Origin of the sequence: Mycolicibacillus koreensis (genome assembly GCF_002104795.1) — a bacterium.
GTDB lineage: Bacteria > Actinomycetota > Actinomycetes > Mycobacteriales > Mycobacteriaceae > Mycobacterium > Mycobacterium koreense.
Map to the genome: position 1 here is coordinate 1 of NZ_NCXO01000033.1, position 24484 is coordinate 24484.

Genomic DNA, 24484 nt, shown 5'->3' on the forward strand with positions numbered 1-24484 from the left:
CACCGAAGTAGTTGAACCTCAACAGGAAATTTCGCTGAACAGCAAGAAGGCGCCCACCAAAACTCTAGGAGCGCCACATAGTTTCGATTGTAGGGAGGGGGTCCGACATTGTTCGGACGGGCGCGGAGCACCCCCGCGGATCACCGCCGCGGATCAGCCCCGCGGATCACCGCCGGATCGCGAACACCGGGTCGGAGCAGTCGGTGGCCTCGGCGGACAGCGTGCGTTTGAGGACCTTGAACGTCTCGGTGCGGGGCAACTCGGTGGCGACTCGCACGACCGCCGGCCATTGTTTGGGCCCCAGGTCGGGTTGGGCGGCGAGGAACCCGCGGAACGCGTCGGGGTCGAACGCGGCGCCCGGGGCGATGACCAGCGCCGCCATCACCTGGTCGCCCACCGCCGGGTCGGGGATGGGGTACACCGCGGCCTCGACGACGTCGGGATGGCGCAGCAGCGCCCGTTCGATGGGGGCGGTGCCCAGGTTTTCCCCGTCCACCCGCATCCAGTCGCCCAGGCGCCCGGCGAAATAGGCGAAGCCGGCCTCGTCGCGGTAGGCCAGATCGCCGCTGTGGTAGATCCCGCCGGCCATCCGCTGCGCCTCGGCGTCGGGATCGTTGTAGTAGCCGCGGAACTGCCCGGGGCCGGCGGTGTTGACCAGCTCGCCGACCACGCCGGGCGGGCATTCCTCGCCGGTGTCGACGTCGACGATCGTCACCCCGTCGAGCAGCGGGCCCAGTGCGCCCTCGGGGGTCTCGGGGGTACGTCCGATGCTCACCCCGCCCTCGGTGGATCCGAACCCGTCGACGACGGTGACGTCGAACCGTTCGGCGAAGCGCGCCAGGTCGCGCGCGGCGCCCTCGTTGCCGTACACCAGTCGCAGCGGGTTGACCGCGTCGTCGGGCGCGGGCTCGGTGGCCACGATGTAGGACAGCGGCTTGCCGACGTAATTGGCGTAGGTCGCCCCGTAGCGTCGCGTGTCCGCGATGAACTGGGACGCGGAGAACTTGCGCCGCAACGCGATTGAGGCGCCCGCAGCGACTGCCGGAGCCCAGCCGGCCATGATCGCGTTGGAGTGGAACAGCGGCATCGCCAGGTAGCAGGTGTCCGCCGGGGTCAGGCCGAACCGCTCGGAGAGCAGGCGACCGGGGTGGGCCACCTTCCACTGGGTGCAGCGCACCGCCTTGGGGTCTCCGCCGGTGCCGGAGGTGAAGATCAACATGAACAGATCGTCGGGGTCGACGGACGGAAAGCGCAGCTGCGCACCGCGATAGCCGGCCACCTCGGCGGCGAACCCGGCGGATTCGACGTCGATGGCGCCCGCGATCTCCGGCGCGGGGGACGACGAGGCGGGCGACACGGCGGAGTCGGTGAGCACCAACTGGCAGTCGGCGTGGGCGATGTCGCGCTCCAGCGCCGGCCCGCGCCGGGTCGGGTTGAGGCCCACCGGCACGATCCCGGTCACCGCCGCGGCCACCAGCATCGCCGAGAAGAACGGGGTGTTTCCCGCCAGTATCCCGACGTGCGGTGGCCGGTCGGGGTCCAGGCGCGCCCGCAGTGCTGCACCCAGCTCGGCGCCGAACTGAAGGTGCTCGCGCCAACCGGTGAACGTGTCCTCGGCGTAGACGCCCCGATCATCGACCGCGGCCAGCGGCTCGAGCATTGCGGTGACGGTCGGATCGGCCACGGTGGGCCTCAGGCCGGGGTGTCGGCCAGGTTGCGTCCGATGGCCAGCAACGCCCCGGTCGCCCCACCGATGGTGAACTCGGTCTGCTTGGCGGCCAGGAAGTAACGGTGCACCGGGTGGTCGACGTCGATGCCGACCCCGCCGTGCACGTGCACGATCGTGTGAGCGACCCGGTGACCGGCTTCGGCCGCCCAGAACGCGGCGGTCGCGACCTCGTTGTCGGCGGGCAGATCCTCCCCGACGCGCCAGGCGGCCTGGGTCAGGGTCAACCGCAGCCCCTTGAGGTCGATGTACCCGTCGGCCATCCGCTGGGCCACCGCCTGGAAACTGCCGATCGGCCGGTCGAACTGTTCACGTTCCCGGGCGTACTCGGCGGTCAAACCCAAGCCGCGCTCGAGCACGCCGAGCTGGTATGCGCTGCGCCCCAAGATGTCTCGGATCGATAGCCAGTCGATCACGGTGGCGTCGCCGACCTTCTGGGAGGCGGGGATGCGCACACCGGCCAACTCCAGGTGCCCGACGCTGCCGTGGCCGGTGGTGTCCAGGGCGGTCACCGTCACGCCGGGAAGATCGGCGTCGACCAAGAACACCGCCGTGCCCTCGTCGGTGTCGGCCGGAACCAGGATGGCGTCGGCCACCGGGGCGTAGCCGACCTGGGTGCGGGTGCCCGTGAGGGTGTAGTCGTCGCCGGAGCGCACCGCGCGTACCGGACCCTCGCCCATCTCACCGGCGAGAGCCGCCGTCAACACCGTGGTTCCCGCCACCGCCGGGGTGGCCCAATCCTGTTGCAGCGACTTCGATCCGAAGCGGGCAAGGGCTCCGGCGCCGAGGACCACCGACTCCAGGTAGGGCACCGCGGCGAGCTGGCGGCCCAGGGCGACGAGCACCGCGTTCTGCTCGAGCACGCCGAGCCCGCCGCCGCCGACCGATTCGGGCGCGGCGGCCGAGAGGATGTCGGCGTCGGTGAGCTTGCGCCACAGCTCGCGGTCGAACCGCTGCTCCTGGTGGTCGAGGGTGCGCTGATGCTCGGGTGTGCAGACGCTGTCGACGATCGTGGTGACCAGACCGGAGAGGTCCTGCGCGGCTTCGGTAGTGGAGAAATCCATGGTGATCCTTATGGCGTGACGGGTCAGCGGCTGCGGGGCAGCCCGAGGGCCACCATCGAGATGATGTCGCGTTGCACCTCGTTGGTGCCCCCGCCGAAGGTCAGAATCAGTGCCGCACGGTGCATGCGCTCCACCCGGCCGCGCAGCAGCGCGCCGGCGGAATCCTGGCGCACGGTGGCAGCGGTGCCGAGCACCTCCATCAGCAGCCGGTAGGCCTCGGTGGCCAACTCGGTGCCGTAGACCTTCGCCGCGGACGCGTCGGCCGGCGACGGTGAAGCGCCCTCGGCGGAGGCGAGTTCCCAGTTGTAGAGCTTGAGGACCTCGGCCTTGGCGTGTACCCGCGCCAGGTTCAGCTGCACCCACTGGGAGTCGATGAGCCGATTGCCGTGGACGTCCTTGGTGTTCTGAGCCCACTCGCGGACCTCGCCCAGGGCCAGGAAGATCGGCTGCGCGGACACCAGGGCGACGCGCTCGTGGTTTAGCTGGTTGGTGACCAGTTTCCAGCCGGCGTTCTCCTCGCCGACCAGGTTGGTCACCGGCACCCGCACATCGGAGTAGTAGGTGGCGCTGGTGTCGGGGCCGGCCATGGTGTGTACCGGGGTCCAGGAGAAGCCCTCGGCGGTGGTCGGCACGATCAGCATCGAGATCCCGCGGTGCTTCTTGGCCTCGGGGTTGGTGCGCGCCGCCAGCCACACGTAGTCGGCATAGGCGATCAGCGACGTCCACATCTTCTGGCCGTTGATGACGTACTCGTCGCCGTCGCGCACCGCGGTGGTGCGCAGGGCCGCCAGATCGGTTCCTGCCTCCGGCTCGGAGTAGCCGATCGCGAAATGCAGGTCCCCGGCGGCGATTCGGGGCAGAAAGAACTTCTTCTGCTCCTCGGTGCCGAACGCCATGATCGTCGGCGCGACACTGTTGATCGTCAAAAACGGCACCGGGGCGCCGGCGATCGCGGCCTCGTCGGTGAAGATCAACTGGTCCATCGGGGGGCGCGCCTGCCCGCCGTACTCGGTGGGCCAGCCCAGCGCCAGCCACCCGTCGGCGCCCATCTGGGCGACGGTCTCCCGGTAGACGTTGCCGGTGCCGTACTCGCCCTGGGTGCTGCTGAGGGCCTCGCGGCGCTCCGGGGTCATCAGGGTCGTGAAATAGGACCGCAGTTCCCGGCGCAGGTCCTCCTGCTCGGGCGTGTAGCTAATGCGCATGGGCGCAGTGACCTCCTCGCGACCACCAAGTCTGATTCAGCATCGTGCCACAGGACGCCCGCCGGCGGCCCCCGCACTCGCCATTCCTTGTAACACGTTCTAGTCTGAGGGTCCAAGCCGTATTCTGAGGGGGCAGCCCCCCAAGCCCCGGGCGGCTCGGCCAGTGCAAGGCCAGTACAAGGAGGTAGTCATGCGAGTGGAAGTCGACCTCGACCGCTGTGAGGGCAACGCCATCTGCGTTGGCATCGACCCCGACCTGTTCGAGCTCAACGACGACGAGCAGTGCCACGTCAAAATCGCCCCCGTCCCCGCGGACAAGGAGGCTCACGCCCAGCAGGCGATCGACGAGTGTCCCCGTGCCGCGCTGATCCGTAGAGACTAGAGGTATTCACAAATTGACTGACAGCAACAACGCGACCGATCTGTCCGGCACGGTTGCGGTGGTGACCGGTGCCGCCGCCGGGTTGGGCCGCGCCGAGGCGATCGGGCTGGCCCGCGCCGGCGCCACCGTGGTCGTCAACGACATCGCCGGGGCGCTGGAGAACTCCGACGTTCTCGACGAGATCGCCGCCGCCGGCTCCAAGGGCGTGGCCGTCGCCGGGGACATCAGCGCCCGGGCCACCGCCGATGAGCTGGTGAGCACCGCCGACAAACACGGCGGGCTGGCCATCGTGGTCAACAACGCCGGGATCACCCGCGACAAGATGCTGTTCAACATGTCCGATGAGGACTTCGACGCGGTGCTCGCGGTGCATCTGCGCGGACATTTCCTGCTCACCCGCAACGCGGCCGCCTACTGGCGCGACAAGGCCAAGGCCGGCGACGGGACCGTCTACGGACGCCTGGTCAACACCTCCTCCGAAGCCGGGCTGGTCGGCCCGGTGGGGCAGGCCAACTACGGCGCGGCCAAAGCCGGGATCACCGCGTTGACGCTGTCGGCGGCCCGGGCGCTGCAGCGCTACGGCGTGCGGGCCAATGCGATCTGCCCGCGGGCGCGCACCGCGATGACCGCCGACGTGTTCGGCGACGCGCCGGCCGACGGCGAGGTGGACCCGCTCGGCCCGGAGCACGTGGTGACCCTGGTGCAGTTCCTGTCATCGCCGGCCGCCGAGGCGGTCAACGGGCAGGTGTTCATCGTCTACGGCCCCGAGGTCACGTTGCTGGCGGCGCCGACCGTCGAACACCGCTTCACCGCCGACGGGCCCGCCTGGCAGCCGGCCACGCTCGGGGCGACGTTGCACGAGTACTTCGCCGACCGGGACCCGTCGGTGAACTTCGCCGCGACCGCGGTGATGGGCTCCTGACCCGACGTTTGCCGGATTTTTCTGCACAAAATCGCCTTTGACTGCGAGAACACGTTCTCGTTAATATGATCCGGCTCACGTAGCCCGTACCAATCCGTACAGTCCCATCCAAGCGTCTCTGAGCTCTGCGCGAGAGAGGAATCGAAGTTGATCCAGCAGCTTGCGGTTCCTGCCCGGGCTGTCGGCGGCTTCTTCGAAATGTCGATGGAGACGTTTACCGGGATGCTGCGCCGACCGTTCCAGCTGCGCGAATTCCTGGACCAGACCTGGATGATCGCGCGGGTCTCGCTGGTGCCGACGCTGCTGGTCGCGATCCCGTTCACCGTGCTGGTGTCGTTCACGCTCAACATCCTGCTGCGCGAGATCGGCGCCGCCGCCCTGTCCGGGGCCGGCACCGCGTTCGGCACCGTCACCCAGCTGGGTCCGGTGGTCACCGTGCTGGTGGTCGCCGGTGCCGGGGCCACCGCGATCTGCGCCGACCTCGGTGCGCGCACGATCCGCGAGGAGATCGACGCGATGCGGGTGCTGGGCATCAACCCGATCGACCGGCTGGTGGTGCCGCGCGTGCTGGCCTCGACGTTCGTCGCGTTGCTGCTCAACGGCCTGGTTTGCGCGATCGGGCTCTCCGGCGGCTACCTGTTCTCGGTGTTTCTGCAGGGAGTGAACCCCGGCGCGTTCGTCAACGGGCTGACGGTGCTCACCGGTCTGCCCGAACTGCTGCTCGCCGAACTCAAGGCGCTGCTGTTCGGGGTGGTCGCCGGGCTGGTCGGCTGCTACCGCGGCCTGACGGTCAAGGGCGGGCCCAAAGGGGTCGGCAACGCAGTCAACGAGACCGTGGTCTACGCGTTCATCTGTCTGTTCGTCATCAACGTAATCATGACCGCCATCGGCGTGCGGGTGCTGAGCTGATGAGGCGCCGATGAGCTACGACGCCACCCTGCGCTTCCGCCGACTGGTGGCCGAGGTGCCCCGTTTCGCCGACGGTTTCGGTGAACAGGCCCTGTTCTACGGCCAGTCCATGCGCTACATCCCCAACGCGCTGACCCGGTATCGCCGCGAAACCATCCGGCTCATCGCCGAGATGACCATGGGCACCGGCGCACTGGTGCTCATCGGCGGCACCGTCGGGGTCGCCACCTTCTTGACCCTGGCCTCCGGCGGTGTGGTCGCCGTACAGGGGTTCTCCTCGCTCGGCGACATCGGCATCGAGGCGCTGACCGGATTCCTCTCGGCGTTCCTCAACGTGCGCATCATCGCCCCGGTGGTCGCCGGGATCGCGCTGGCCGCCACCATCGGCGCCGGCGCCACCGCCCAGTTGGGGGCGATGCGGGTCGCCGAGGAGATCGACGCCGTCGAGGTGATGGCGGTGCACTCGGTGTCCTATCTGGTCTCCACCCGGCTGATCGCCGGGCTGATCGCGATCATCCCGCTGTATTCGCTGGCGGTGCTCGCGGCGTTCTTCGCGGCACGGTTCACCACGGTGTACATCAACGGACAGTCCCCGGGACTCTACGACCACTACTTCGACACCTTCTTGAACCCGACCGACCTGCTGTGGTCGTTCCTGCAGGCGATCGTGATGTCGGTGGCGGTGATGCTGGTGCACACCTACTACGGCTACAACTCCTCCGGGGGACCGGTCGGCGTCGGGATCGCCGTCGGTCAGGCGGTGCGCACCTCGCTGGTCGTCGTGGTCGTGATCACGTTGCTCATCTCACTCGCCGTCTACGGCGGGTCCGGCAACTTCAACCTCTCGGGATAGCGGGGGGATATGGCCGACACCGAAGCGAACCGCACACACGTCAGAATTGCCGCGGCAATCCTGGCGTCGATTCTGCTGGCCGCCGCCGTGTTCACCTACCTGGCCTACACCTCGGCGTTCTCCCCGACCGACACGATCACTGTCACCGCGGAGCGCGCCGGGCTGGTCATGGACCCCGACGCCAAGGTCAAATACCGCGGGGTGCAGGTCGGCAAGGTCACCTCGATCGACTTCCTCGGCGACCAGGCCCAGTTGACGCTGTCGATGCAGCGCGGCGAACTGCACCACATCCCGTCGAACGCGACCGTGCGGATCGCCAGCAACACCATCTTCGGGGCCAAATCGGTGGAGTTCCTGCGCCCGGACACCCCGGCCGAACCGCTGCGGCCCGGCACCGTCATCCAGGCGTCGTCGGTGCAGATCGAGGCCAACACCTTGTTCCAGACGCTGACCGACGTGCTCAACAAGATCGACCCGGTGCACCTCAACGCCACCATGACCGCGGTCGGGCAAGGGCTGCGCGGCCACGGCGACGACCTCGGTGTGACGCTGACCGGACTCAACGACTATCTGGGGCGGCTGAACCCGAAACTGCCGACGCTGCATGCACTGTTCGCCAAGACCGCCACCGTCGGCAACATCTACGCCGACGCCGGCGACGACCTGGTCACGGTCATCGCCAACACCCCGTCGATCAGCGACACCATCGTCGACCAGCAGGACAACCTCAACGCCGCGCTGCTGGCCGCCACCGGGCTGGCCAACAACGCCTACGAGACCCTGGAGCCGGCCGCCGACGACTACATCGCCGGGATCCAGCGGATGCGCGCCCCGGCGCGGGTGCTCGGCGAATACTCCCCGGAGTTCGGGTGTGTGCTCGAAGCGCTGGTCACCGCGAAACGCAACTTCGGCCCGATCATCGGCGGGATCAAACCGGGGCTGTTCGTGTCGTCGAACTTCGTGCCCGGCGTGCCGGCCTACACGTATCCGGAGAGCCTGCCGCTGGTCAATGCCTCCGGTGGGCCGAACTGCCGGGGTCTGCCGAACTTCCCGAACAAACAGATCGGCGGCACCTGGTATCGGGCCAAGTTCCTGGTGACCGACAACGCCTATGTACCCTTCGAGCCCAACACCGAGCTGCAGTTCGACGCGCCGTCGACCGCGCAGTTTTTGTTCAACGGGGCATTCGCGGAACGGGACGAGTACTAGATGCGCGCCGACAAGACGATGGTCAAGGTCACGGTGTTCACCGTGGTCATGCTGCTGGTCGCCGCGGCGCTGGTGGTGATCTTCGGGGAGTTCCGGTTCGCCGCGGGCAATACCTACCACGCCACCTTCACCACCGCCTCCCGGCTCCAGTCGGGCCAGGACGTGCGCATCGCCGGTGTCCCGGTGGGCAGCGTGAAAAAGGTTGCTTTGCAACCGGATAACACCGTCGACGTCACCTTCGACGTCAACAAGCGTTATCAGCTCTACACCTCCACGCAGGCACTGGTCCGCTACGAGAACCTGGTCGGCGACCGGTATCTGGAGATCACCTCCGGGCCCGGGGAGCTGGACAAGTTGGCACCGGGTGCCACACTGCCGGTGGACAACACCCGGCCGGCGCTGGACCTCGACGCGCTACTCGGCGGGCTGCGGCCGGTCCTCAAGGGCCTCGACGGCAACAAGGTCAACGAGATCACCGGGGCGGTCATCGAACTGCTGCAGGGCAACGACGGCGCGCTGTCGCAGATGCTGGCCTCCACCAGCGCGTTCAGCCAGTCCCTGGCCGCCCGCGACGAGCTCATCGGTGACGTCATCACCAACCTCAACACGGTTTTGACCACCGTCGACGCCAAGAGCGCGGAGTTCGACGCCAGCGTCGACCAGTTGCAGCAGCTGATCACCAGCCTCGCCGAGGGGCGCGACCCGATCGCCGGGGCGATCGGCCCGCTGGCCACCGCGGAGACCGAGCTGACCGACATGCTGGTCAAGGGCCGCCGCCCGGTGCAGGGTGTGCTGGAGAACGTGCGGCCGCTGGCGACCACCCTCGACGACCGCAAGGGCGACCTCAACGACGTGCTCGAGCCGCTCGCCGAGAACTACATGCGGCTCAACGCGCTCGGCGCCTACGGGTCGTTCTTCAACATCTACTACTGCTCGGTGCGGCTGAAGTTCAACGGTCCGGCCGCCAGTGACATCCTGATCCCGTTCGGCGGTCCTGCCGACCCGTCCAAGGGGAGGTGCGCTCCTGTCAAGGATTGAGGGCACGACGCTCATGGATCGCACCCTGCGCACCGGAATCTTCGGTGTGGTGCTGGTGGCTTCCCTGGTGCTGGTGTCGTTCAGCTACACCGCGATCCCGTTCTGGCCACAGGGCAAGAACTACGTCGCGTACTTCACCGATGCCAGCGGCATCTCGCCGGGCAGCGACGTGCAGATCTCCGGGATCAAGGTCGGCAAGGTCGGCTCGGTGTCGCTGGCCGGCGCCAACGCCCGGGTCGATTTCACCGTCGACCGCAAGCTGCGCATCGGCGACCAGTCGCTGGCGGCGATCAAAACCGAGACCGTGCTCGGGGAGAAGGCACTGGCGATCACCCCCGCCGGCGCCGGCTCGGTGACCACCATCCCGGTGGGCCGCACCTCCACCCCGTACACGCTGAACACCGCCCTGCAGGATCTCGGCGCCAACACCAAGGCCCTGGACAAAAAGCAGCTGGAGCAGGCGCTCGGTGTGCTCACCGACGCGCTGGCGCAGGCCACCCCGCATCTGCGGGGCGCCCTCGACGGCATCGCCGGGCTCTCCCGCAGCCTCAACAAACGCGACGGTGCGCTCGCCGAGCTGTTGAGCCACGCCAAGTCGGTGACCTCGGCGCTGTCCGAGCGCGCCGACCAGGTCACCGCGCTGGTCAACGACGGCAACCAGCTGTTCGCCGCGCTCGATCGGCGTCGTCAGGCGCTGGCCGCGCTGATCGCCGGCATCGACGACGTCTCCACCCAACTCTCGGGCCTGGTCGCCGACAACCAGAGCGAGTTCGGCCCGGCGCTGAGCAAACTCAACCTGGTGCTCGACAACATGCTCGAGCGCAAGGAGCACATCAGTGAGGCGCTGCGGCGGCTGCCCGGCTACGCCACCGCGCTCGGCGAGGTGGTCGGCTCCGGTCCGGGTTTCCAGATCAACCTCTACGGCATGCCCCCGGCCACCATCGCCGAGGTGCTGCTCGACGCCTACTTCCAGCCCGGCAAGCTGCCCGACAGTCTGTCGGACTACCTGCGCGGCATGATCTCTGAACGCATCGTGGTGAGGCCGAGGTCGCCATGACGGTTATGTCTTCGCTGAGTTACCGCAACCACCTGGCGCGCCGCATCCTGGTCGGCGCGCTGGTCGCGATGCTGGTCGCCGGGATCTATGTGGTCTGGCCCAAACAGCACGGCCAGAAGGTCGTCGCCTACTTCAGTTCGGCGGTCGGGCTGTACCCGGCCGACGACGTGCGGGTGGCCGGGGTGCCGGTGGGGCGCATCGACGCGATCGAGCCGCGCGCCGACGACGTCAAGGTCACGATGACGCTCGATCCGGGTGTCAAGGTGCCCGCTGAGGTGCAGGCGATCGTGGTGGCCCCCAACATCGTGTCCGCCCGGTTCGTGCAGTTCGTCCCCGCCTACACCGACGGGCCGACGCTGCCCGACGGCGCCGCCATCAAACTGGAAAACACCGGGGTGCCGGTGGAGTGGGACGAGGTCAAAGCCGAGTTGACCAAGCTCAGCCGTGAACTCGCCCCGCAGGTCGATGAGATGTCCGGCCCGTTGAGCGCGCTGGTCAACCAGGCCGCCGACACCTTCGACGGCAACGGCGACTCGTTCCGTGCGGCGCTGCGGGAGCTGTCGCAGTCCGCCGGGCGTCTCGGGGACTCCCGCGGCGACGTGTTCGGCACCGTGCGCAACCTGCAGATCCTGGTGGAGGCGTTGTCGGGCAGCAACGAGCAGATCGTGCAGTTCTCCAACCATGTGGCCTCGGTGTCGCAGGTGCTCGCCGACAGCGCGGTCGGTCTCGACGACACGCTGGGCACCCTCAACCAGGCGTTGGCCGATGTGCGCGGGTTCCTCAACGAGAACAATCAGGTATTGATCGACTCGGTGAACAAGGTGACCGAACTGAGCCAGATCACCTACGACCAGAGCGATGATCTCGAACAGGTGCTGCACATCACGCCCAACGGGCTGGCGAACTTCTACAACATCTACGACCCCGCCCAGGGCACCGTGACCGGGCTGCTGTCGGTGCCGAACATGGCCAACCCGGTGCAGTTCATCTGCGGCGGCACGTTCGACCCGGGCACCAGCCCCGACAACTACAAGCGGGCCGAGATCTGCCGTCAGCGGATGGGGCCGGTGCTGCGCCGGGCGTCGATGAACTTCCCGCCGCTGCTGTTCCACCCGATCAACTCGATCACCGCCTACAAGGGGCAGGTCATCTACGACACCCCGGAGACCGAGGCGAAGGCGAAGACCCCGCTGCCCTACCTGCAGTGGCAGCCCGCGCCGGGGGTGACCCCGCCGAGTGCGGAGGAGATCTCCAAGATGTTGTTGCCGGCCGAGCCCGGCACCGAATCCGAGACCGATCCCGAGAAGGGGGAGGGGCAGTGAGACCGGTGGTGGTGGGCGCGGCGCTGCGCCGGGCCGGCGGGCGCGTGCTGGCCGCGGGGCTGGCCGGGCTGCTGTTGGCCGGATGCCAGTTCGGCGGGTTGAACTCGTTGGACCTGCCCGGCACCAAGGGCCACGGCAGCGGCTCCTTCGACATCTGGCTGCAGGTTCCCGACGTCACCACGCTGCCGCAGAACTCCCCGGTGATGATCGACGACGTCACCGTCGGCAGCGTCTCGGGTGTGCGGGCCGTCCAGCGTCCCGACGGCACCTTCTACGCGCTGCTCAAACTGTCGCTGGAAGGCCATGTGGCGCTGCCGGCCAACGCCACCGCCACCGTCGCGCAGACCTCGCTGCTGGGGTCGCAGCACATCGAGCTCGCCGAACCGCGCGACGTGGCACCGATGGGCAAACTCACCAAGGGTTCGGAGATCCTGCTGGAGAAATCCCACCGCTACCCGAGCACCGAGGAGGTGCTGGCCTCGCTGGGGGTGGTGGTCAGCAACGGCAACCTTGGTGCGCTGCAAGACATCACCGACGAGATGTACACCGCGGTGGCCGGGCGCACCGACGGGCTGGGCACACTGCTGCCGCGGCTGGCGGAGCTGACCTCGTCGCTGGAGGACCAGACCGGCGACATCATCGCCGCGATGGACGGGCTCAACCGGTTCGCCGGCAAACTCGCCGCCAACAAGGATGACCTGACCGCGGCGTTGGCCGCACTGCCCGGCGCGTTGGGCGTGCTCAACGACAACAGCGCCACCATGGTCGACGCGTTCGCCGCGCTCGGCCGGGTCGGGGAGGTCGCCGCCCGGGTGCTCAGCGAGACCAAAGAGGACTTCGTCGCCGACATGATCGACTTCTACCCGGTCATCAAGGCGCTGGCCGAGAACGGCGACCACCTGGTGTCGGCGCTGCCGATCGTCGCGACGTTCCCGTTCACCGGCAAATACATCAAGAACGCGGTGCGCGGGGACTACCTCAACGTGTTCGTCACCTTCGACATGACCCTTCGGCGGTTCGGTGAGACGATGTTCACCACCTCCGGCATCGACCCGAACATGGCGCACATGGCCGAGATCCTCAACCCGCCGGACTATCTGGTCGGCGCGATGGCCAACCTGTCCGGGCAGGCCGCCAACCCGTTCGACGTGCCACCGAAGAACGGGGGTGGGGGCTGATGCTCGACCGCCTCACTCGCATCCAGTTGGCCATCTTCTCGGTGGTCACGGTTCTGGCCGTCGGTGCGATCTCGATCTTCTACCTGCAGGTGCCCTCGGCGCTGGGGATCGGCACCTACAAGGTGACCGCCGATTTCGTCGCCGCCGGCGGCCTGTACGAGAACGCCAACGTCACCTACCGCGGGGTCACCGTGGGCCGGGTGGAGTCGGTGCGCCTCAACGACGACGGCGTGGACGCCCGGATGCGGCTCAACGCCGGGATGGCGATCCCGGACAACGTCACCGCCACCGTCAAGAGTGTCTCGGCGATCGGGGAGCAGTACGTCGATCTGGTGCCGCCGGACAACAGCGCCACCGACAAATTGCGTGACGGCGCCCGCATCGGCCAGGACCGCACCCACATCGGCCAGGACATCGCCGGGCTGCTCGAGGAGGCCGACGCGTTGGTCTCCAGCCTGTCGGACACCCGGCTGCGGGATCTGCTCGCCGAGACGTTCAAGGCGTTCAACGGCTCCGGGCCGGAGCTGGCCCGGATGATCGAGGCGTCCCGGCTGGTCATCGACGAGGCCAACGCCAACGCCGACCAGACGTTCGCGCTGATCGACCAGGCCGGCCCGCTGCTGGACGCCCAGATCCGCAGCGGTGACGACATCAAGGCGATGGCCGACGGGCTGGCGCGGTTCACCACCGAGATGCGCGGCGCCGACCCGCAGTTCCGTCAGACCCTGGCCGCCGCACCCGGCGCCGCGGATGCGGCCAACACCGCGTTCTCCGGCATCCGGCCGTCGTTCCCGGCGCTGGCGGCGAACATCGCCAACCTGGGCCGGGTCGGGGTGATCTACCACAAGTCGATCGAGCAGGCGCTAGTGATCTTCCCCGCCCTGGTCGCGGCGCTGATCACGGTGGCCGGGGGCGTGCCGCCGGATGAGGGCGGCAAGCTGGACTTCAAGGTCGACCTGGGCGATCCCCCGCCGTGCATGGTCGGGTTCGTGCCGTTCACCGAGATCCGGTCCCCGGCCGATGAGACGCTGCGGGAACTGCCCGACGACCTGTACTGCAAGACCGCCCAGAACGACCCGGCGGTGGTGCGCGGCGCGCGCAACTACCCGTGCATGGAGGTCCCGGGCAAACGGGCGCCGACCGTGCAGCTCTGCCGCGACCCGGAGGGCTTCAAACCGATCGGCTCCAACCCGTGGCGCGGCCCGCCGATCCCCTACGGCAGCGTCCCGGTGACCGACCCGCGGATGACCAACCCGATGAACAAGTTCCCCTACATCCCGCCGGAGGCCGACTACGACCCGGGCCCGCCGGTGGTGAACCTGCCGCCCGGGGTTCCGCCCGGGCCCGGGCCCGCCCCCAACCCGCCGTTCCCGCTGCCGGTACCGCCCAACGAGGTGGGTCCGCAGCCGGCGCCGTGGCCGTACTACGCGCCGCCGGAGGAGAACATGCCCACCTCCCCGGGCGGCAACGACGGGCTGCCGCCGTACAACCGGCCCCCGCCCGGGCCGCCGCCCGGGCCGGATCCGCAGGCCGCCGGCCCGGCCTACGGCACCTATGACGAGAGCACCGGGGAGTTCGTGGACCAGGACGGTACCCGTAGCGTGTTCGCCGCCGGGGCACGTGACGGGCTGCCGGCGGAGAACTGGGTCGATTTGATGCTCGACCCGCGACCCGCATAATGGCCGACGTGGTGAACGAGGAGACGACGCGGATCCGCCGCCGGGCCTCCCGGCAGGCCGGCCCGGCCGGTGAACCCGCGACCGCGCGGGTGCCGCTGCCGGCCACGGCGGCCCCGGCACGCCCCCCGACGCTGCGCCGGCCCGGCCGCCGCCGCGCCCCCGAGGCGCTGCTGGCGGCGGCCGCCGGCGTCACCGCGCTGGTGATGACCGTCGCGCTGGCGGCCGCGGTGGCGGTGCTCGCGGCCCGTCAGCACACCGCCCACGCCGAGCAGCAGCGGGCGCAGCGGTTCGTCGACACCGCCAGCCAGACCGTGGTCAACATGTTCACGTTCCGCCAGGACGCGTTGCAGGAAAGCATCGACTTGTGGATCAACGACCTCGCCGGTCCGCTGCGCGACAAGTTCTCCCAGCCGGGCGCCGTCGACGCGCTGACGAAGTTCCTGCACTACACCAACAACGACTCCGAGGCGACGATCAACTCCGCGGCGCTGGAGGACATCGACGAGGAGACCAACCGGGCGTCGGTGCTCATCGCGGCCCGGGTCACCCCCACCAACATCGACGACGGGGTCAACCAGCCGTCCCAGCCGTACCGGCTGCGGGTGGTGGTGCAGGAGGACAGCAGCGGGACCATGCGCGCCTACGACCTGCTCTGGCCCGGCGGGGGCAACTGATGACGGTGTGGGCGCGGCGGGCGTCGGTGGCGCTGATCGGGGTGCTCGCCTGCGCGGTGGTCGCACTCGGCGCCGTCGGCGGCGGGCTGTACTGGGATCGGGTGCAGTCCCGCGCCGAGCAGTCCGCCCGCGCCGAGCTGCCGGCGTTGGCGGCCGAGACCATTCCCCGGATCTTCGGCTTCGACTACCAGACCGTGGAAACCACCATGACCGACGTCTACCCGATGCTCACCCCGCGCTACCGGCCCGATTTCGAGCAGCAGGTGACCACCGTGGTGATCCCGCAGGCCCGGGAACGCAAGCTGGTCAGCCAGATCTCGGTGATCGGTCAGGGGATGGTCGACGCCGGCCGCACCTCGGCGAGCGTGCTGGTGTTCCTCAACCGCACCGTCACCGACCCGAGCGGGGAACCGTTCGTCGAGCCGGCCCGGGTGCGGGTCGACTACCGCAAGATCGACGGCAAATGGCTCGTCGACATGATCAAGCCGGTCTGAGCGGCACCGCTCAGAACGGGCACCACCACGGGTCGTCGCACCACAGCGGGTGCTCGTTGTTGGGGATCGGGGTCGGCTCGACGTAGGTCAACGTGAACGGTTTGCTGACCTTCGCCGCCGGCAGCCCACAGACCGGCGCGTGGGTGGTGGTGTGGGTGCCGGCGAGGGTGTTGCTGTCGAAGGTGTAGGTCTCCATCGTGTAATCGTGGCTGCCGTCGTCGCACTTGACCCCGTCGGGCACCGGGATGGTGGCCGCCCACTGGCCGCTGGTCAGCCGGAACTCGCCGGCCTTCTCGATCGAGGTGTGCGGCACCGTGGTGGAGATGTGCAGGGTGCAGCCCAGCGGCACACAGGTCGAATAGATCACCCACATCTCCAGCGGGGCGTCCGGTTCGTGGTAGTCGTACACCCCGGTGATCGTCGGCATCGGCGGTGGCGGCGGGGGATCGGCGACGGCCGCCGGCAGGCCCGCCGCACCGGCGAACGCGACCGCGGCGGCGGTCAGGCCACTGGCAAATCTCATGGTGTCCCCATCTAAGCAGAGTCGCCCGGACCGCTCGCCGGATTGGTCGGCGCCGCCGTGCTCGCCAACGCATCCAGAAACGAGCGGGCCCAGCGGTCCACGTCGTGGGTGAGCACCTGGCGTCGCAGCGCCCGCATGCGCCGCCGGCCGTCCTCGGGGGTCTGGGTGATCGCCGTCTCGATGACGTTTTTGACCCCGTCGAGGTCGTGCGGGTTGACCAGGTAGGCCTGGCGCAGTTCGTCGGCGGCGCCGGTGAACTCGCTGAGCACCAGCGCCCCACCCAGGTCGCTGCGGCAGGCCACGTACTCCTTGGCGACCAGGTTCATGCCGTCGCGCAGCGGGGTGACCAGCATGACGTCGGCGGCGACGAAGAACGCGATCAGCTCGTCGCGCGGGATCGGCCGGTGCAGGTAGTGCACCACCGGATGCCCGACCCGGCTGTACTCGCCGTTGATGTGGCCGACCTGGCGCTCGATGTCGTCGCGCAGCGCCCGGTAGGACTCGACCCGCTCCCGGCTGGGGGTGGCCAACTGCACGAACACGGTGTCCTCGCCGTGGGCGCGGCCCTCGGCGAGCAGTTCGGTAAACGCCTTGAGGCGCACGTCGATGCCCTTGGTGTAGTCCAGCCGGTCCACCCCGAGCAGGATCGTGCGCGGATTGCCCAGCTCGGCGCGGATCTCCCGGGCCCGTCGGCGGATGTCGCGGTTGCGGGCCCGCCGGTCCAAGGCGGCGGAGTCGATCGAGATCGGGAAGGCCCCCACCCGCACCACCCGGTCGTCGTAGGCGGCCTCGCCGAACCGGGAGCGCACCCCCACCGACGCGCGGGAGGTGGCCGCCCCGGCCAGCCGGCGCGCCAGGATCAGGAAGTTCTGCGCGCCGCCGGTGAGGTGGAAACCGACCAGGTCGGCGCCGAGCAGGCCCTCGGTGATCTCGGTGCGCCACGGCATCTGCATGAACAGCTCCACCGGCGGGAACGGGATGTGCAGAAAGAACCCGATCGTCAGATCGGGGCGCAGCTCCCGCAGCATCCGCGGCACCAGTTGCAGCTGATAGTCCTGCACCCAGACGGTGGCGCCGTCGGCGGCCGCCGCCGAGGTGGCCTCGGCGAACCGGCGGTTGACCTCCACGTAGCGGTCCCACCAGCCGCGGTGGTAGATCGGTTTGACGATCACGTCGTGATACAGCGGCCACAGGGTGGCGTTGGAGAACCCCTCGTAGTACTGCGCGACGTCGTCGTCGCTGAGCGTGACCGGGTGCAGCACCAGGTCGCCGTCGATGATCGGCTCCCGCTCGGCCGGTGAGAGGTCGGCCACGCCCGGCCAGCCCACCCAGGCGCCGCGCCGGCGGCGCAGCAGCGGTTCCAGCGCGGTCACCAGACCGCCGGGGCTGCGTTGCCAGGTGGTGGTGCCGTCGGGGTGACGTTCCAGGTCGATCGGCAGACGGTTGGCGACCACCACGAAGTCCGACGTGCCGGTCGGGACCCGTTCGGTCACTCAGGCCTCGATCTTGGCCGGCCCGATACCCAGCATCGACAGGAACACCCGGCACTCGTCGGCGTCGGTGGCGTAGGCGGCCACCACCCGCCGGGCCTGACGCTCGGTGGTGTCGGCCAGGGGTTCCACCTCGCCGAGTTCGGAGGAGTCTGATTTAGCAGCCATGGGCCAACTCTAGGCGAAATGCCCTGCTGGTGGCAGCCCGGTGACCGGTATCGTGCCGGGGATGACCGCTGAACCGGTCACCGACCTGGTGACCTACGAGACCCTCGAGGACGGGCGGATCGCCCGGATCTGGCTCAACCGCCCCGAGACCCACAACGCGCAGACCCGCACCCTGCTGGTCGCCCTCGACGAGGCGTTCACCCGCGCGGAGGCCGACGACACGGTGCGGGTGGTGATCCTCGCCGCCCGCGGCCGGAACTTCTCCGCCGGGCACGACCTCGGCTCGGAGGCCGCCCTGGCCGAGCGGCGCCCCGGACCCGGCCAGCACCGCACCTTCACCACCCACGGCGGCACCCGCAGCGGCGTGGCGGAGAAGACCTACCTGCAGGAATGGCATTTCTACTTCGAGAACACCCGGCGCTGGCGGGACCTGCGCAAGATCACGATCGCCGCCGTGCAGGGCAACGTGATCTCCGCCGGGCTGATGCTGATGTGGGCGTGCGACCTGATCGTCGCCGCCGACGACGCCCGGTTCTCCGACGTGGTCGGGGTGCGCCTGGGTATGCCCGGGGTGGAGTACTACGCCCATCCGTGGGAGTTCGGCCCCCGCAAGGCCAAGGAACTGTTGTTGACCGGGGACTCCATCGACGCCGACGAGGCCCACCGTCTGGGCATGGTGTCGAAGGTGTTCCCCGTCGACGACCTCGCCGAGAACACCCTGGCGTTCGCCCGCCGGATCAGCGAACTGCCGACGATGGCGAGCCTGCTCATCAAGGACTCGGTCAACGCCGCCGCCGACGCGATGGGCTTCACCGAGGCGCTGCGGCACGGGTTCCACATCCACGAACTCGGCCATGCGCACTGGTCTGCGGCCAACGACAACCGGTTCCCGGTGGCGCTGCCGCCGGAGGTGCCCGACTGGCGCACCGCCGGGCCGACCCAGCTGGCGCGCCGCGACCGCCCCTAGAGGCGGCCCGCCGGCGGTGTAGCGTCCGCAGCAGACATGGCGGTTCGGCGACAGGAGTCGATGTGCAGCTGGGCTTAGCGGATCGCGCCTATCTGGTCACCGGCGGGGGCAGCGGGATCGGCCGCGGCGTGGCCGACGCGCTGGTCGCCGCCGGCGCGGCGGTGCTGCTGGTCGGGCGCGACGAGCAGCGGCTGGCCGCCGCGGCCGATGGGCTCGGCGAGCCCGACCGGGTGCGCTACCGCAGCACCGACATCACCGACGAACGGCAGGTCGCCGACGCGGTCGCGGAGGTGGTCGACTGGCGCGGCCGGCTGCACGGGGTGGCGCACTGCGCCGGCGGCTCGCAGACGATCGGGCCGGTCACCCAGATCGACGCCGCGGCCTGGGACGGCACCGTCGCGCTGAACCTCACCGGCACCATGCATGTGCTCAAACACAGTGCCGCGCAGCTGGTGCGCGGCGGGGGCGGGGCGTTCGTCGCGATCTCGTCGATCGCGGCGAGCAACACCCACCGCTGGTTCGGCGCCTACGGGCCCACCAAGGCCGGGGTCGACCACCTGGTGATGTTGGCCGCCGACGAGCTCGGCGCCTCCCGGGTCCGGGTCAACGGGATCCGGCCCGGGCTGATCCGCACCGAGCTGGTCACCGCCATCCTCGACTCCCCGGCGCTGTCGGCGGACTACCGGGTCAACACCCCGCTGCCGCGGCCCGGCGAGGTCGGCGACATCGCGAACCTGACCCTGTTTTTGCTCTCCGACGCCGCCGAGTGGATCACCGGGCAGATCATCAACGTCGACGGTGGCCAATCATTGCGCCGCGGACCGGATTTCACTGGGATGCTCGAGCCGGTATTCGGCGCCGAGGGGTTACGGGGAGTGCTCTGATGGGCGTGTACGCAGTCACCGGCGCCGCATCCGGGATGGGTCGACAGGCCGCGGAGAAGCTCCGCGCGGCCGGCCACCGGGTCATCGGGGTGGATATGCGCGACACCGAGGTGACCGCGGACCTGTCGACGCCGGCCGGGCGGGCGGGTGCGGCGCAGGCGGTGCTCGACGCCGCCGAGGGGAGTCTGGACGGCGCGGTGCTCGCGGCCGGGCTGGGCCCCACCCCCGGGCGCGGCGGTGTGCGGACGTTGCTGCAGGTCAACTATTTCGGTGTGGTGGAACTGCTGGGGGCGTGGCGTGCGGCGCTGGCCGCCTCCGACGGGGTCGCCAAGGTGGTGGTGATCGGCAGCAACTCCACCACCGTCACCCCCGCGGTCCCGGGTCTCGCGGTGCGCGCACTGTTGGCCTCCAAGGCGCGCCGCGCCGAACGGGTGGTGGCGGTGTTCGGCCCCGGGGCCCCGTCGCTCGCCTACGCCGCCTCCAAGATCGCGGTGTCGCGCTGGGTGCGCCGTCACGCGGTGCTCCCGGCGTGGGCCGGCGCCGACATCCGGCTCAACGTGTTGGCGCCGGGGGCGATCATGACCCCACTGTTGGAGAAACAGCTCGCCACCCCCGGACAGGCCAAGGCGGTGCAGGCGTTCCCGGTGCCGGTGGGCCATTTCGGCGACGCCGGGCAGCTCGGCGACTGGATGATGTTCATGCTCTCCGAGCCGGCCGAATTCCTCTGCGGCAGCGTCATCTTCGTCGACGGCGGCTCCGATGCCTTTTTCCGGGCCGACGATTGGCCGCGCAGCGTTCCGGTGCGCACCCTGATCGGCTACGGCCGGCGGTTCCGGGCGTTTCGGGCCACCCGATAAAATCGATCGTGGCCCAACCGGGTCCCAACCAGGTCAGGAGAGAGATGGCGGCAGAGCTCAGCTACGACGACACCCTGCGGGAAGTCAGCACCGAGAACGGGGTGCTGCGCTACCACGAGGCCGGCGACGGTCCGCCGCTGGTGCTGTTGCACGGCTCCGGGCCCGGCGTGACCGGCTGGCGCAACTTCCGCGGCGTGCTGCCGACGTTCGCCGAGCGGTTCCGCTGCCTGGTGCTGGAATTCCCCGGGTTCGGGGTCAGCGACGACTTCGGTGGGCACCCGATGATCACCGCGTTCGCCGCGGTTCCGGCGTTCACCGAGGCGCTGGGGTTGGAGTCGGTGGCCATCGTCGGCAACTCGATGGGCGGTGCGGTCGGCATCAACTACGCGATCAGCAACCCCGAGCGGGTGCGCCGGCTGGTCACGATCGGCGGGATCGGCACCAACCTGCTCACCCCCGGCCCGGCCGAGGGAATCCGGCTGCTGCAGGAGTTCACCGACGACCCCACCCGCGACCGGCTGGTGCGCTGGCTGCGGTCGATGGTCTACGACCCGGCCGTGATCACCGATGAGCTCATCGAGGAACGGTGGGCGCTGGCCACCGACCCGGAGACCCTGGCCGGTGCGCGCCGGATGTACGGCAGCGAGGCGTTCGCGGCGATGGTCGCGATGATGCGCTCCGCCAAGGCCCCGCAGCCGTGGGCGATGATGCACCGGCTGTCGGTGCCGACGCTGGTGACCTGGGGCCGCGATGACCGGGTCAGCCCGCTGGACATGGCCCTGATCCCGCTGCGCACCATCCCCGACGCGGAGTTCCACGTCTTCCCCAACTGCGGGCACTGGACGATGATCGAGGCCAAGGACGCCTTCGAGCGCGTCGTGATCGACTTCCTCACCCGTCCCTGACCCCGGCATCCCCACGTCCCGGACCCCCGGAGCCCGGGTGGCGACTGAGATCGACGCCTGAGCGGACACACACCCGCGTATAGGGCCCCGTATGTCCGCTGAGACGTCGATCTCAGCAGGCTTCAGCCTCCGGCCGAGCCGGGAGGGGTCAGTTGACGCAGGGGATGCCGCCGCCGCCCTCGATGGGCCGGCCCTCGTCGGGGGTGGGCTCGGTGTTCCACGGGTCGTCGTCGGATTCCCATGTGCTGGCGGTGGTGCTGGTCGTGCTCGTGGTGGTCGTGGTGGTCAGCGCCGGCGGGTAGTAGCCGGGGCCCAGCGTGACCTGGATCCGGTCGGCCGGCAGCGCCGGGTCGGGGGCCTCGGCGACATCGATGTCGAGCAGTTCGCCGATGCGGGCTGCGTCGATGTCGGCGCCGGCGCCGTAGCTGATCACGGTGGTGGTGGGATCGCCGTCCTCGGCGTCGCGCACGGCGTCGGTGCCGTAGCCGATCTCCTCCAGCGAGTAGGAGACGGTGGAGGCCAGCCCCGCGGTGTCACCGGCGTTGACCACGTCGACGAGCGTGTTCGGGTCGGGCATGTGGTCGGTGGTGGTCGTCGGGGTGGTGTCCTTGCCGATCGCGGCGGCCACCTCCGCCCGGATCGCGGCCGGGTCGACGATGTTGACCGACTGGCCGTCGATCATGTCGTAGCGCAGCACCGGCAGCGTGCGGTACTCCACCTCGCCGCCGGCCAGGGCCTGCATCCGGCGGAACTGCTCTTCGCCCCACCCGGCGGAGAGCACCACGTTCTTGCGGACCACCGCCATCAGCCGTTTGAGTTTGCCGAGGTCGCTGAAGGTGCCGGAGTCGTTGAGTTGGTGCATCACCGACACCAGGAACGCCTGCTGGCGGTGGGTGCGGTCCAGATCGCCGTTGTCCAGGCCGTGGCGCTGGCGCACGAACGCCAACGCCTGGGCGGCGGTCAGACGTTGGCGTCCGGCGGGGAAGTCCGCGCCGGAGTACTCGTCGTAGACGGCGTGGTTGAGGCAGACCTCCACCCCACCGAGGCTCTCGGTGAGATCGTAGAAGCCGCCCAGGTTGACCTCGGCGAAGTAGTCGATCGGCACCCCGGTCAGGTTGCGCACCGCCCGCAGGGTCGCAACCCGTCCCGCTTCCCGGCCGCGGGTCTCCAACTCTTTTTGGTCCTCGACGCCGTCCTCGGCGAGCTGGTTGGCGGTGTAGGCCTTGGTCAGCCCGTAGGCCTCCTTGATCTTGATGTGGTCGTAACCCGGGATGCCGCTGAACGCGATGTAGTCGTCCCGCGGGATCGAGAACGCGACCACCCGGTTGTCGGCGCCGACATGCACCAGGATCAGCGTGTTGGTGTTGTAGCCGCCGTCGTCGGAGTCCCCGGCGTGCAGCTGGCTGAGCACGGCGTCGGGCAGGTCGTTGCCGTCCTGGTCCTTGCGGGAGTCCAGGCCCATCAGCAGGATGTTCATCTCCCCGCCGGTCGAGTGCGGGTCGTCGGCGGTGAGCGCGTCGGAGACGGTGATGCCGTCCAGGGCGCCGTGCGCCACCCAGTAGCCGGCCCCGGTCACCAGCATCGCGGCCACCGAGACCAGCGCGGTGAGGCTGCGCGCCAGGCCGCGCGCGACGCGCACCGACTGCCGCGGCATCCGGTGGCGGCCACCGGGGCGCGGCGCGGGACGGGCCTGCGCGGTCATCCCTCAAGTATGGGGCAGTGCGGGTGCGGAACGAAAAACGCCGGTGACCCGGCTCACTCGGCCTTCGGCTGGGCGCGGCGGCGCGGCGTCTTGCGTTTGCGTGCCTTCGACCGGGACAGCAGCGACGGGGATGCGACGTCGGCGCTGCGCCGGTTGCGCAGCGCCATCGGTGCCAGGGCCCCGGCCGCGACGAACCCGGCCGCGCTGGGGATGGTGAACCCGTCGGCCGACGCCGGTTCGGCGGCGTCGGCGAGCACCACGCCGTCCGACCCGTCCAGGTCGGGTGCGCCGTCCAGGTCGGGCGGGGCGGTGGCCGCCCAGCTCGGCGGGACCGACAGCCCGTCGACCTCGTAGGCGTCGCCGAGCGCGGCCACCGTCGCGTGCGGGGTGGCGGTCGGGCCGCCCGACGCCCCGGAGATGAGGTCCAGGCCCTGAGCGGTGGCGGTGGGCACCACACCGCGCCCGGCGGCCGACGCCGAGTTACCGACCGCGGCGGCGATGGCGGTGAACACGTTCCAGGACACGATGTTGCCCGCCGCGTTGGTTACCGTGGTGGCGCCGTTCCACAACCCGACGCCGCCGGTCGAATTCACCAGGTCGCCGAGGAAACCGGCGGGAGTGATGCTGCTGGCCGCGTTGCCCAGCGTGGTGGGTGAGATGGCGGTGTTGAGTTGCTGCATGGCGGCGGGCAGCTGGTCGACCAGCTGGGACAACCCGGCTTGGCCGGTGGCTGCCGGGGCGGCGACCCCGGTACCGTGCGGGCCGGTCGGTGCGGACAGCGGGGTGAGCTGCGCGGCGGCCGCCGACGCGGCGAGATAGCCGTACATGGCGGAGGCGTCCTGGGCCCACATCTCGGCGTAGTGGGCCTCGGTGGCGGCGATCGCCGCGGTGTTCTGGCCGAGGATGTTGGTGGCGACCAAGGTGGCCAGCTGCACCCGGTTGGCGGCGATCACCGGGGGCGGCACCGTCATCGCGAACGCGCTCTCGTAGGCGGCGGCCGACGCCATCGCCTGCGCGCCGGCCTGCTCGGCGGCCTCGGCGGTCTGGAACATCCAGGTCACGTAGGGCGCCAGCGAGGTGGCCATCGTCATCGCGGTCGGGCCCAGCCACTCTTCGGTGGTCAGCGCGGTGATCACCGACTGGTAGGCGATCGCGGTGGTGCCCAGCTCGCTGCCCAGCCCGTTCCACGCCCCGGCGGCGGCCATCATCGGGCCCACCCCGGGTCCGGTGTACATCCAGCCGGAGATGATCTCCGGGGGGAGTGCGGCAAAAATCATCG

24 protein-coding genes are annotated in these 24484 nt (G+C 69.7%); 16 read left to right on the top strand and 8 right to left on the bottom strand.

All coding sequences use genetic code 11. The features are described 5' to 3' along the window. Positions 1-166: 166 nt before the first annotated feature. The 3 genes from fadD17 to B8W67_RS14175 are packed head-to-tail and all read right to left on the bottom strand — an operon-like array spanning position 167 to position 3992. Positions 167-1684 (bottom strand): long-chain-fatty-acid--CoA ligase FadD17, encoded by a 1518-nt coding sequence (gene fadD17, locus B8W67_RS14165; protein WP_264033582.1) that lies wholly within the window; start codon positions 1682-1684, stop codon positions 167-169. Between the two features lie 8 nt (positions 1685-1692). Next, positions 1693-2790, bottom strand: coding sequence for an acyl-CoA dehydrogenase family protein (locus tag B8W67_RS14170; protein ID WP_085304603.1), 1098 nt, complete (start codon positions 2788-2790; stop codon positions 1693-1695). A 23-nt stretch (positions 2791-2813) separates the two neighbouring features. After that, on the bottom strand, positions 2814-3992 hold the full coding sequence (locus tag B8W67_RS14175; protein ID WP_069393884.1) for an acyl-CoA dehydrogenase: 1179 nt from the start codon (positions 3990-3992) through the stop codon (positions 2814-2816). Positions 3993-4182: 190 nt separating this feature from the next. Between B8W67_RS14175 and B8W67_RS14180 the strand changes: the two genes are divergently transcribed. The 12 genes from B8W67_RS14180 to B8W67_RS14235 all read left to right on the top strand — a co-directional run bounded on the left by B8W67_RS14180 (position 4183) and on the right by B8W67_RS14235 (position 15709). Further along, positions 4183-4374: a ferredoxin gene (locus tag B8W67_RS14180; RefSeq protein WP_069393888.1), complete on the top strand. Its 192-nt coding sequence runs from the start codon at positions 4183-4185 to the stop codon at positions 4372-4374. A 13-nt stretch (positions 4375-4387) separates the two neighbouring features. Beyond that, positions 4388-5296 (top strand): 3-oxoacyl-ACP reductase, encoded by a 909-nt coding sequence (locus B8W67_RS14185; protein ID WP_085304604.1) that lies wholly within the window; start codon positions 4388-4390, stop codon positions 5294-5296. Between the two features lie 147 nt (positions 5297-5443). Next, positions 5444-6205, top strand: coding sequence for an MlaE family ABC transporter permease (locus B8W67_RS14190; RefSeq protein ID WP_069393882.1), 762 nt, complete (start codon positions 5444-5446; stop codon positions 6203-6205). Between the two features lie 10 nt (positions 6206-6215). Beyond that, on the top strand, positions 6216-7058 hold the full coding sequence (locus tag B8W67_RS14195) for an MlaE family ABC transporter permease (protein ID WP_085304605.1): 843 nt from the start codon (positions 6216-6218) through the stop codon (positions 7056-7058). A 9-nt stretch (positions 7059-7067) separates the two neighbouring features. Next, on the top strand, positions 7068-8267 hold the full coding sequence (locus B8W67_RS14200) for an MCE family protein (RefSeq protein WP_085304606.1): 1200 nt from the start codon (positions 7068-7070) through the stop codon (positions 8265-8267). Beyond that, a complete protein-coding gene (locus B8W67_RS14205) occupies positions 8268-9305 on the top strand; it encodes an MCE family protein (RefSeq protein WP_085304608.1) in 1038 nt (345 codons plus the stop codon). 13 nt (positions 9306-9318) lie between these two features. Beyond that, positions 9319-10362, top strand: a complete 1044-nt coding sequence (locus B8W67_RS14210) for an MCE family protein (protein WP_085304610.1) — start codon at positions 9319-9321, stop codon at positions 10360-10362. Beyond that, positions 10359-11684, top strand: coding sequence for an MCE family protein (locus B8W67_RS14215; protein ID WP_085304612.1), 1326 nt, complete (start codon positions 10359-10361; stop codon positions 11682-11684). The genes B8W67_RS14210 and B8W67_RS14215 overlap by 4 nt, the downstream gene beginning before the upstream one ends. 5 nt (positions 11685-11689) lie before the next feature. Then, the gene (locus B8W67_RS14220) at positions 11690-12862 is read left to right on the top strand and encodes an MCE family protein (protein ID WP_163797346.1); all 1173 of its coding nucleotides are present in this window, start codon (positions 11690-11692) and stop codon (positions 12860-12862) included. Next, positions 12862-14541, top strand: a complete 1680-nt coding sequence (locus tag B8W67_RS14225) for an MCE family protein (RefSeq protein ID WP_085304614.1) — start codon at positions 12862-12864, stop codon at positions 14539-14541. Before B8W67_RS14220 ends, B8W67_RS14225 begins: the two co-directional genes overlap by 1 nt. Next, entirely contained in the window at positions 14541-15215 is a 675-nt protein-coding gene (locus B8W67_RS14230; RefSeq protein WP_085304616.1) for an Rv1363c family protein, read from the top strand. The genes B8W67_RS14225 and B8W67_RS14230 overlap by 1 nt, the downstream gene beginning before the upstream one ends. Then, positions 15215-15709 (top strand): mammalian cell entry protein, encoded by a 495-nt coding sequence (locus B8W67_RS14235; RefSeq protein WP_069393685.1) that lies wholly within the window; start codon positions 15215-15217, stop codon positions 15707-15709. Before B8W67_RS14230 ends, B8W67_RS14235 begins: the two co-directional genes overlap by 1 nt. 10 nt (positions 15710-15719) lie before the next feature. On the opposite strand, the gene B8W67_RS14240 is transcribed toward B8W67_RS14235, so the two are convergent. The 3 genes from B8W67_RS14240 to B8W67_RS20345 are packed head-to-tail and all read right to left on the bottom strand — an operon-like array spanning position 15720 to position 17890. Next, positions 15720-16232 (bottom strand): hypothetical protein, encoded by a 513-nt coding sequence (locus B8W67_RS14240; protein WP_069393686.1) that lies wholly within the window; start codon positions 16230-16232, stop codon positions 15720-15722. A gap of 11 nt (positions 16233-16243) precedes the next feature. Continuing rightward, positions 16244-17725: an alpha,alpha-trehalose-phosphate synthase (UDP-forming) gene (locus tag B8W67_RS14245; RefSeq protein ID WP_069393687.1), complete on the bottom strand. Its 1482-nt coding sequence runs from the start codon at positions 17723-17725 to the stop codon at positions 16244-16246. Next, positions 17726-17890 (bottom strand): hypothetical protein, encoded by a 165-nt coding sequence (locus tag B8W67_RS20345; protein WP_109470214.1) that lies wholly within the window; start codon positions 17888-17890, stop codon positions 17726-17728. Positions 17891-17951: 61 nt separating this feature from the next. Here B8W67_RS20345 and B8W67_RS14250 point away from each other — a divergent pair, with 61 nt between their 5' ends. The 4 genes from B8W67_RS14250 (at position 17952) to B8W67_RS14265 (ending at position 21503) form a co-directional block, all read left to right on the top strand. Continuing rightward, positions 17952-18857 carry an enoyl-CoA hydratase gene (locus B8W67_RS14250; protein ID WP_069393688.1) on the top strand — a complete coding sequence of 302 codons (906 nt, stop codon included), beginning with the start codon at positions 17952-17954 and terminating at the stop codon, positions 18855-18857. A 62-nt stretch (positions 18858-18919) separates the two neighbouring features. Further along, positions 18920-19741, top strand: a complete 822-nt coding sequence (locus B8W67_RS14255; protein WP_069393689.1) for an SDR family oxidoreductase — start codon at positions 18920-18922, stop codon at positions 19739-19741. Beyond that, a complete protein-coding gene (locus B8W67_RS14260; protein ID WP_069393690.1) occupies positions 19741-20598 on the top strand; it encodes an SDR family oxidoreductase in 858 nt (285 codons plus the stop codon). The genes B8W67_RS14255 and B8W67_RS14260 overlap by 1 nt, the downstream gene beginning before the upstream one ends. A 44-nt stretch (positions 20599-20642) precedes the next feature. Beyond that, positions 20643-21503, top strand: a complete 861-nt coding sequence (locus tag B8W67_RS14265; protein ID WP_069393691.1) for an alpha/beta fold hydrolase — start codon at positions 20643-20645, stop codon at positions 21501-21503. A 148-nt stretch (positions 21504-21651) separates the two neighbouring features. On the opposite strand, the gene B8W67_RS14270 is transcribed toward B8W67_RS14265, so the two are convergent. Continuing rightward, on the bottom strand, positions 21652-23205 hold the full coding sequence (locus B8W67_RS14270; protein WP_085304618.1) for an LCP family protein: 1554 nt from the start codon (positions 23203-23205) through the stop codon (positions 21652-21654). Positions 23206-23258: 53 nt separating this feature from the next. Further along, on the bottom strand, positions 23259-24482 hold the full coding sequence (locus B8W67_RS21545; protein WP_069393693.1) for a PPE family protein: 1224 nt from the start codon (positions 24480-24482) through the stop codon (positions 23259-23261). Positions 24483-24484: the final 2 nt, after the last annotated feature.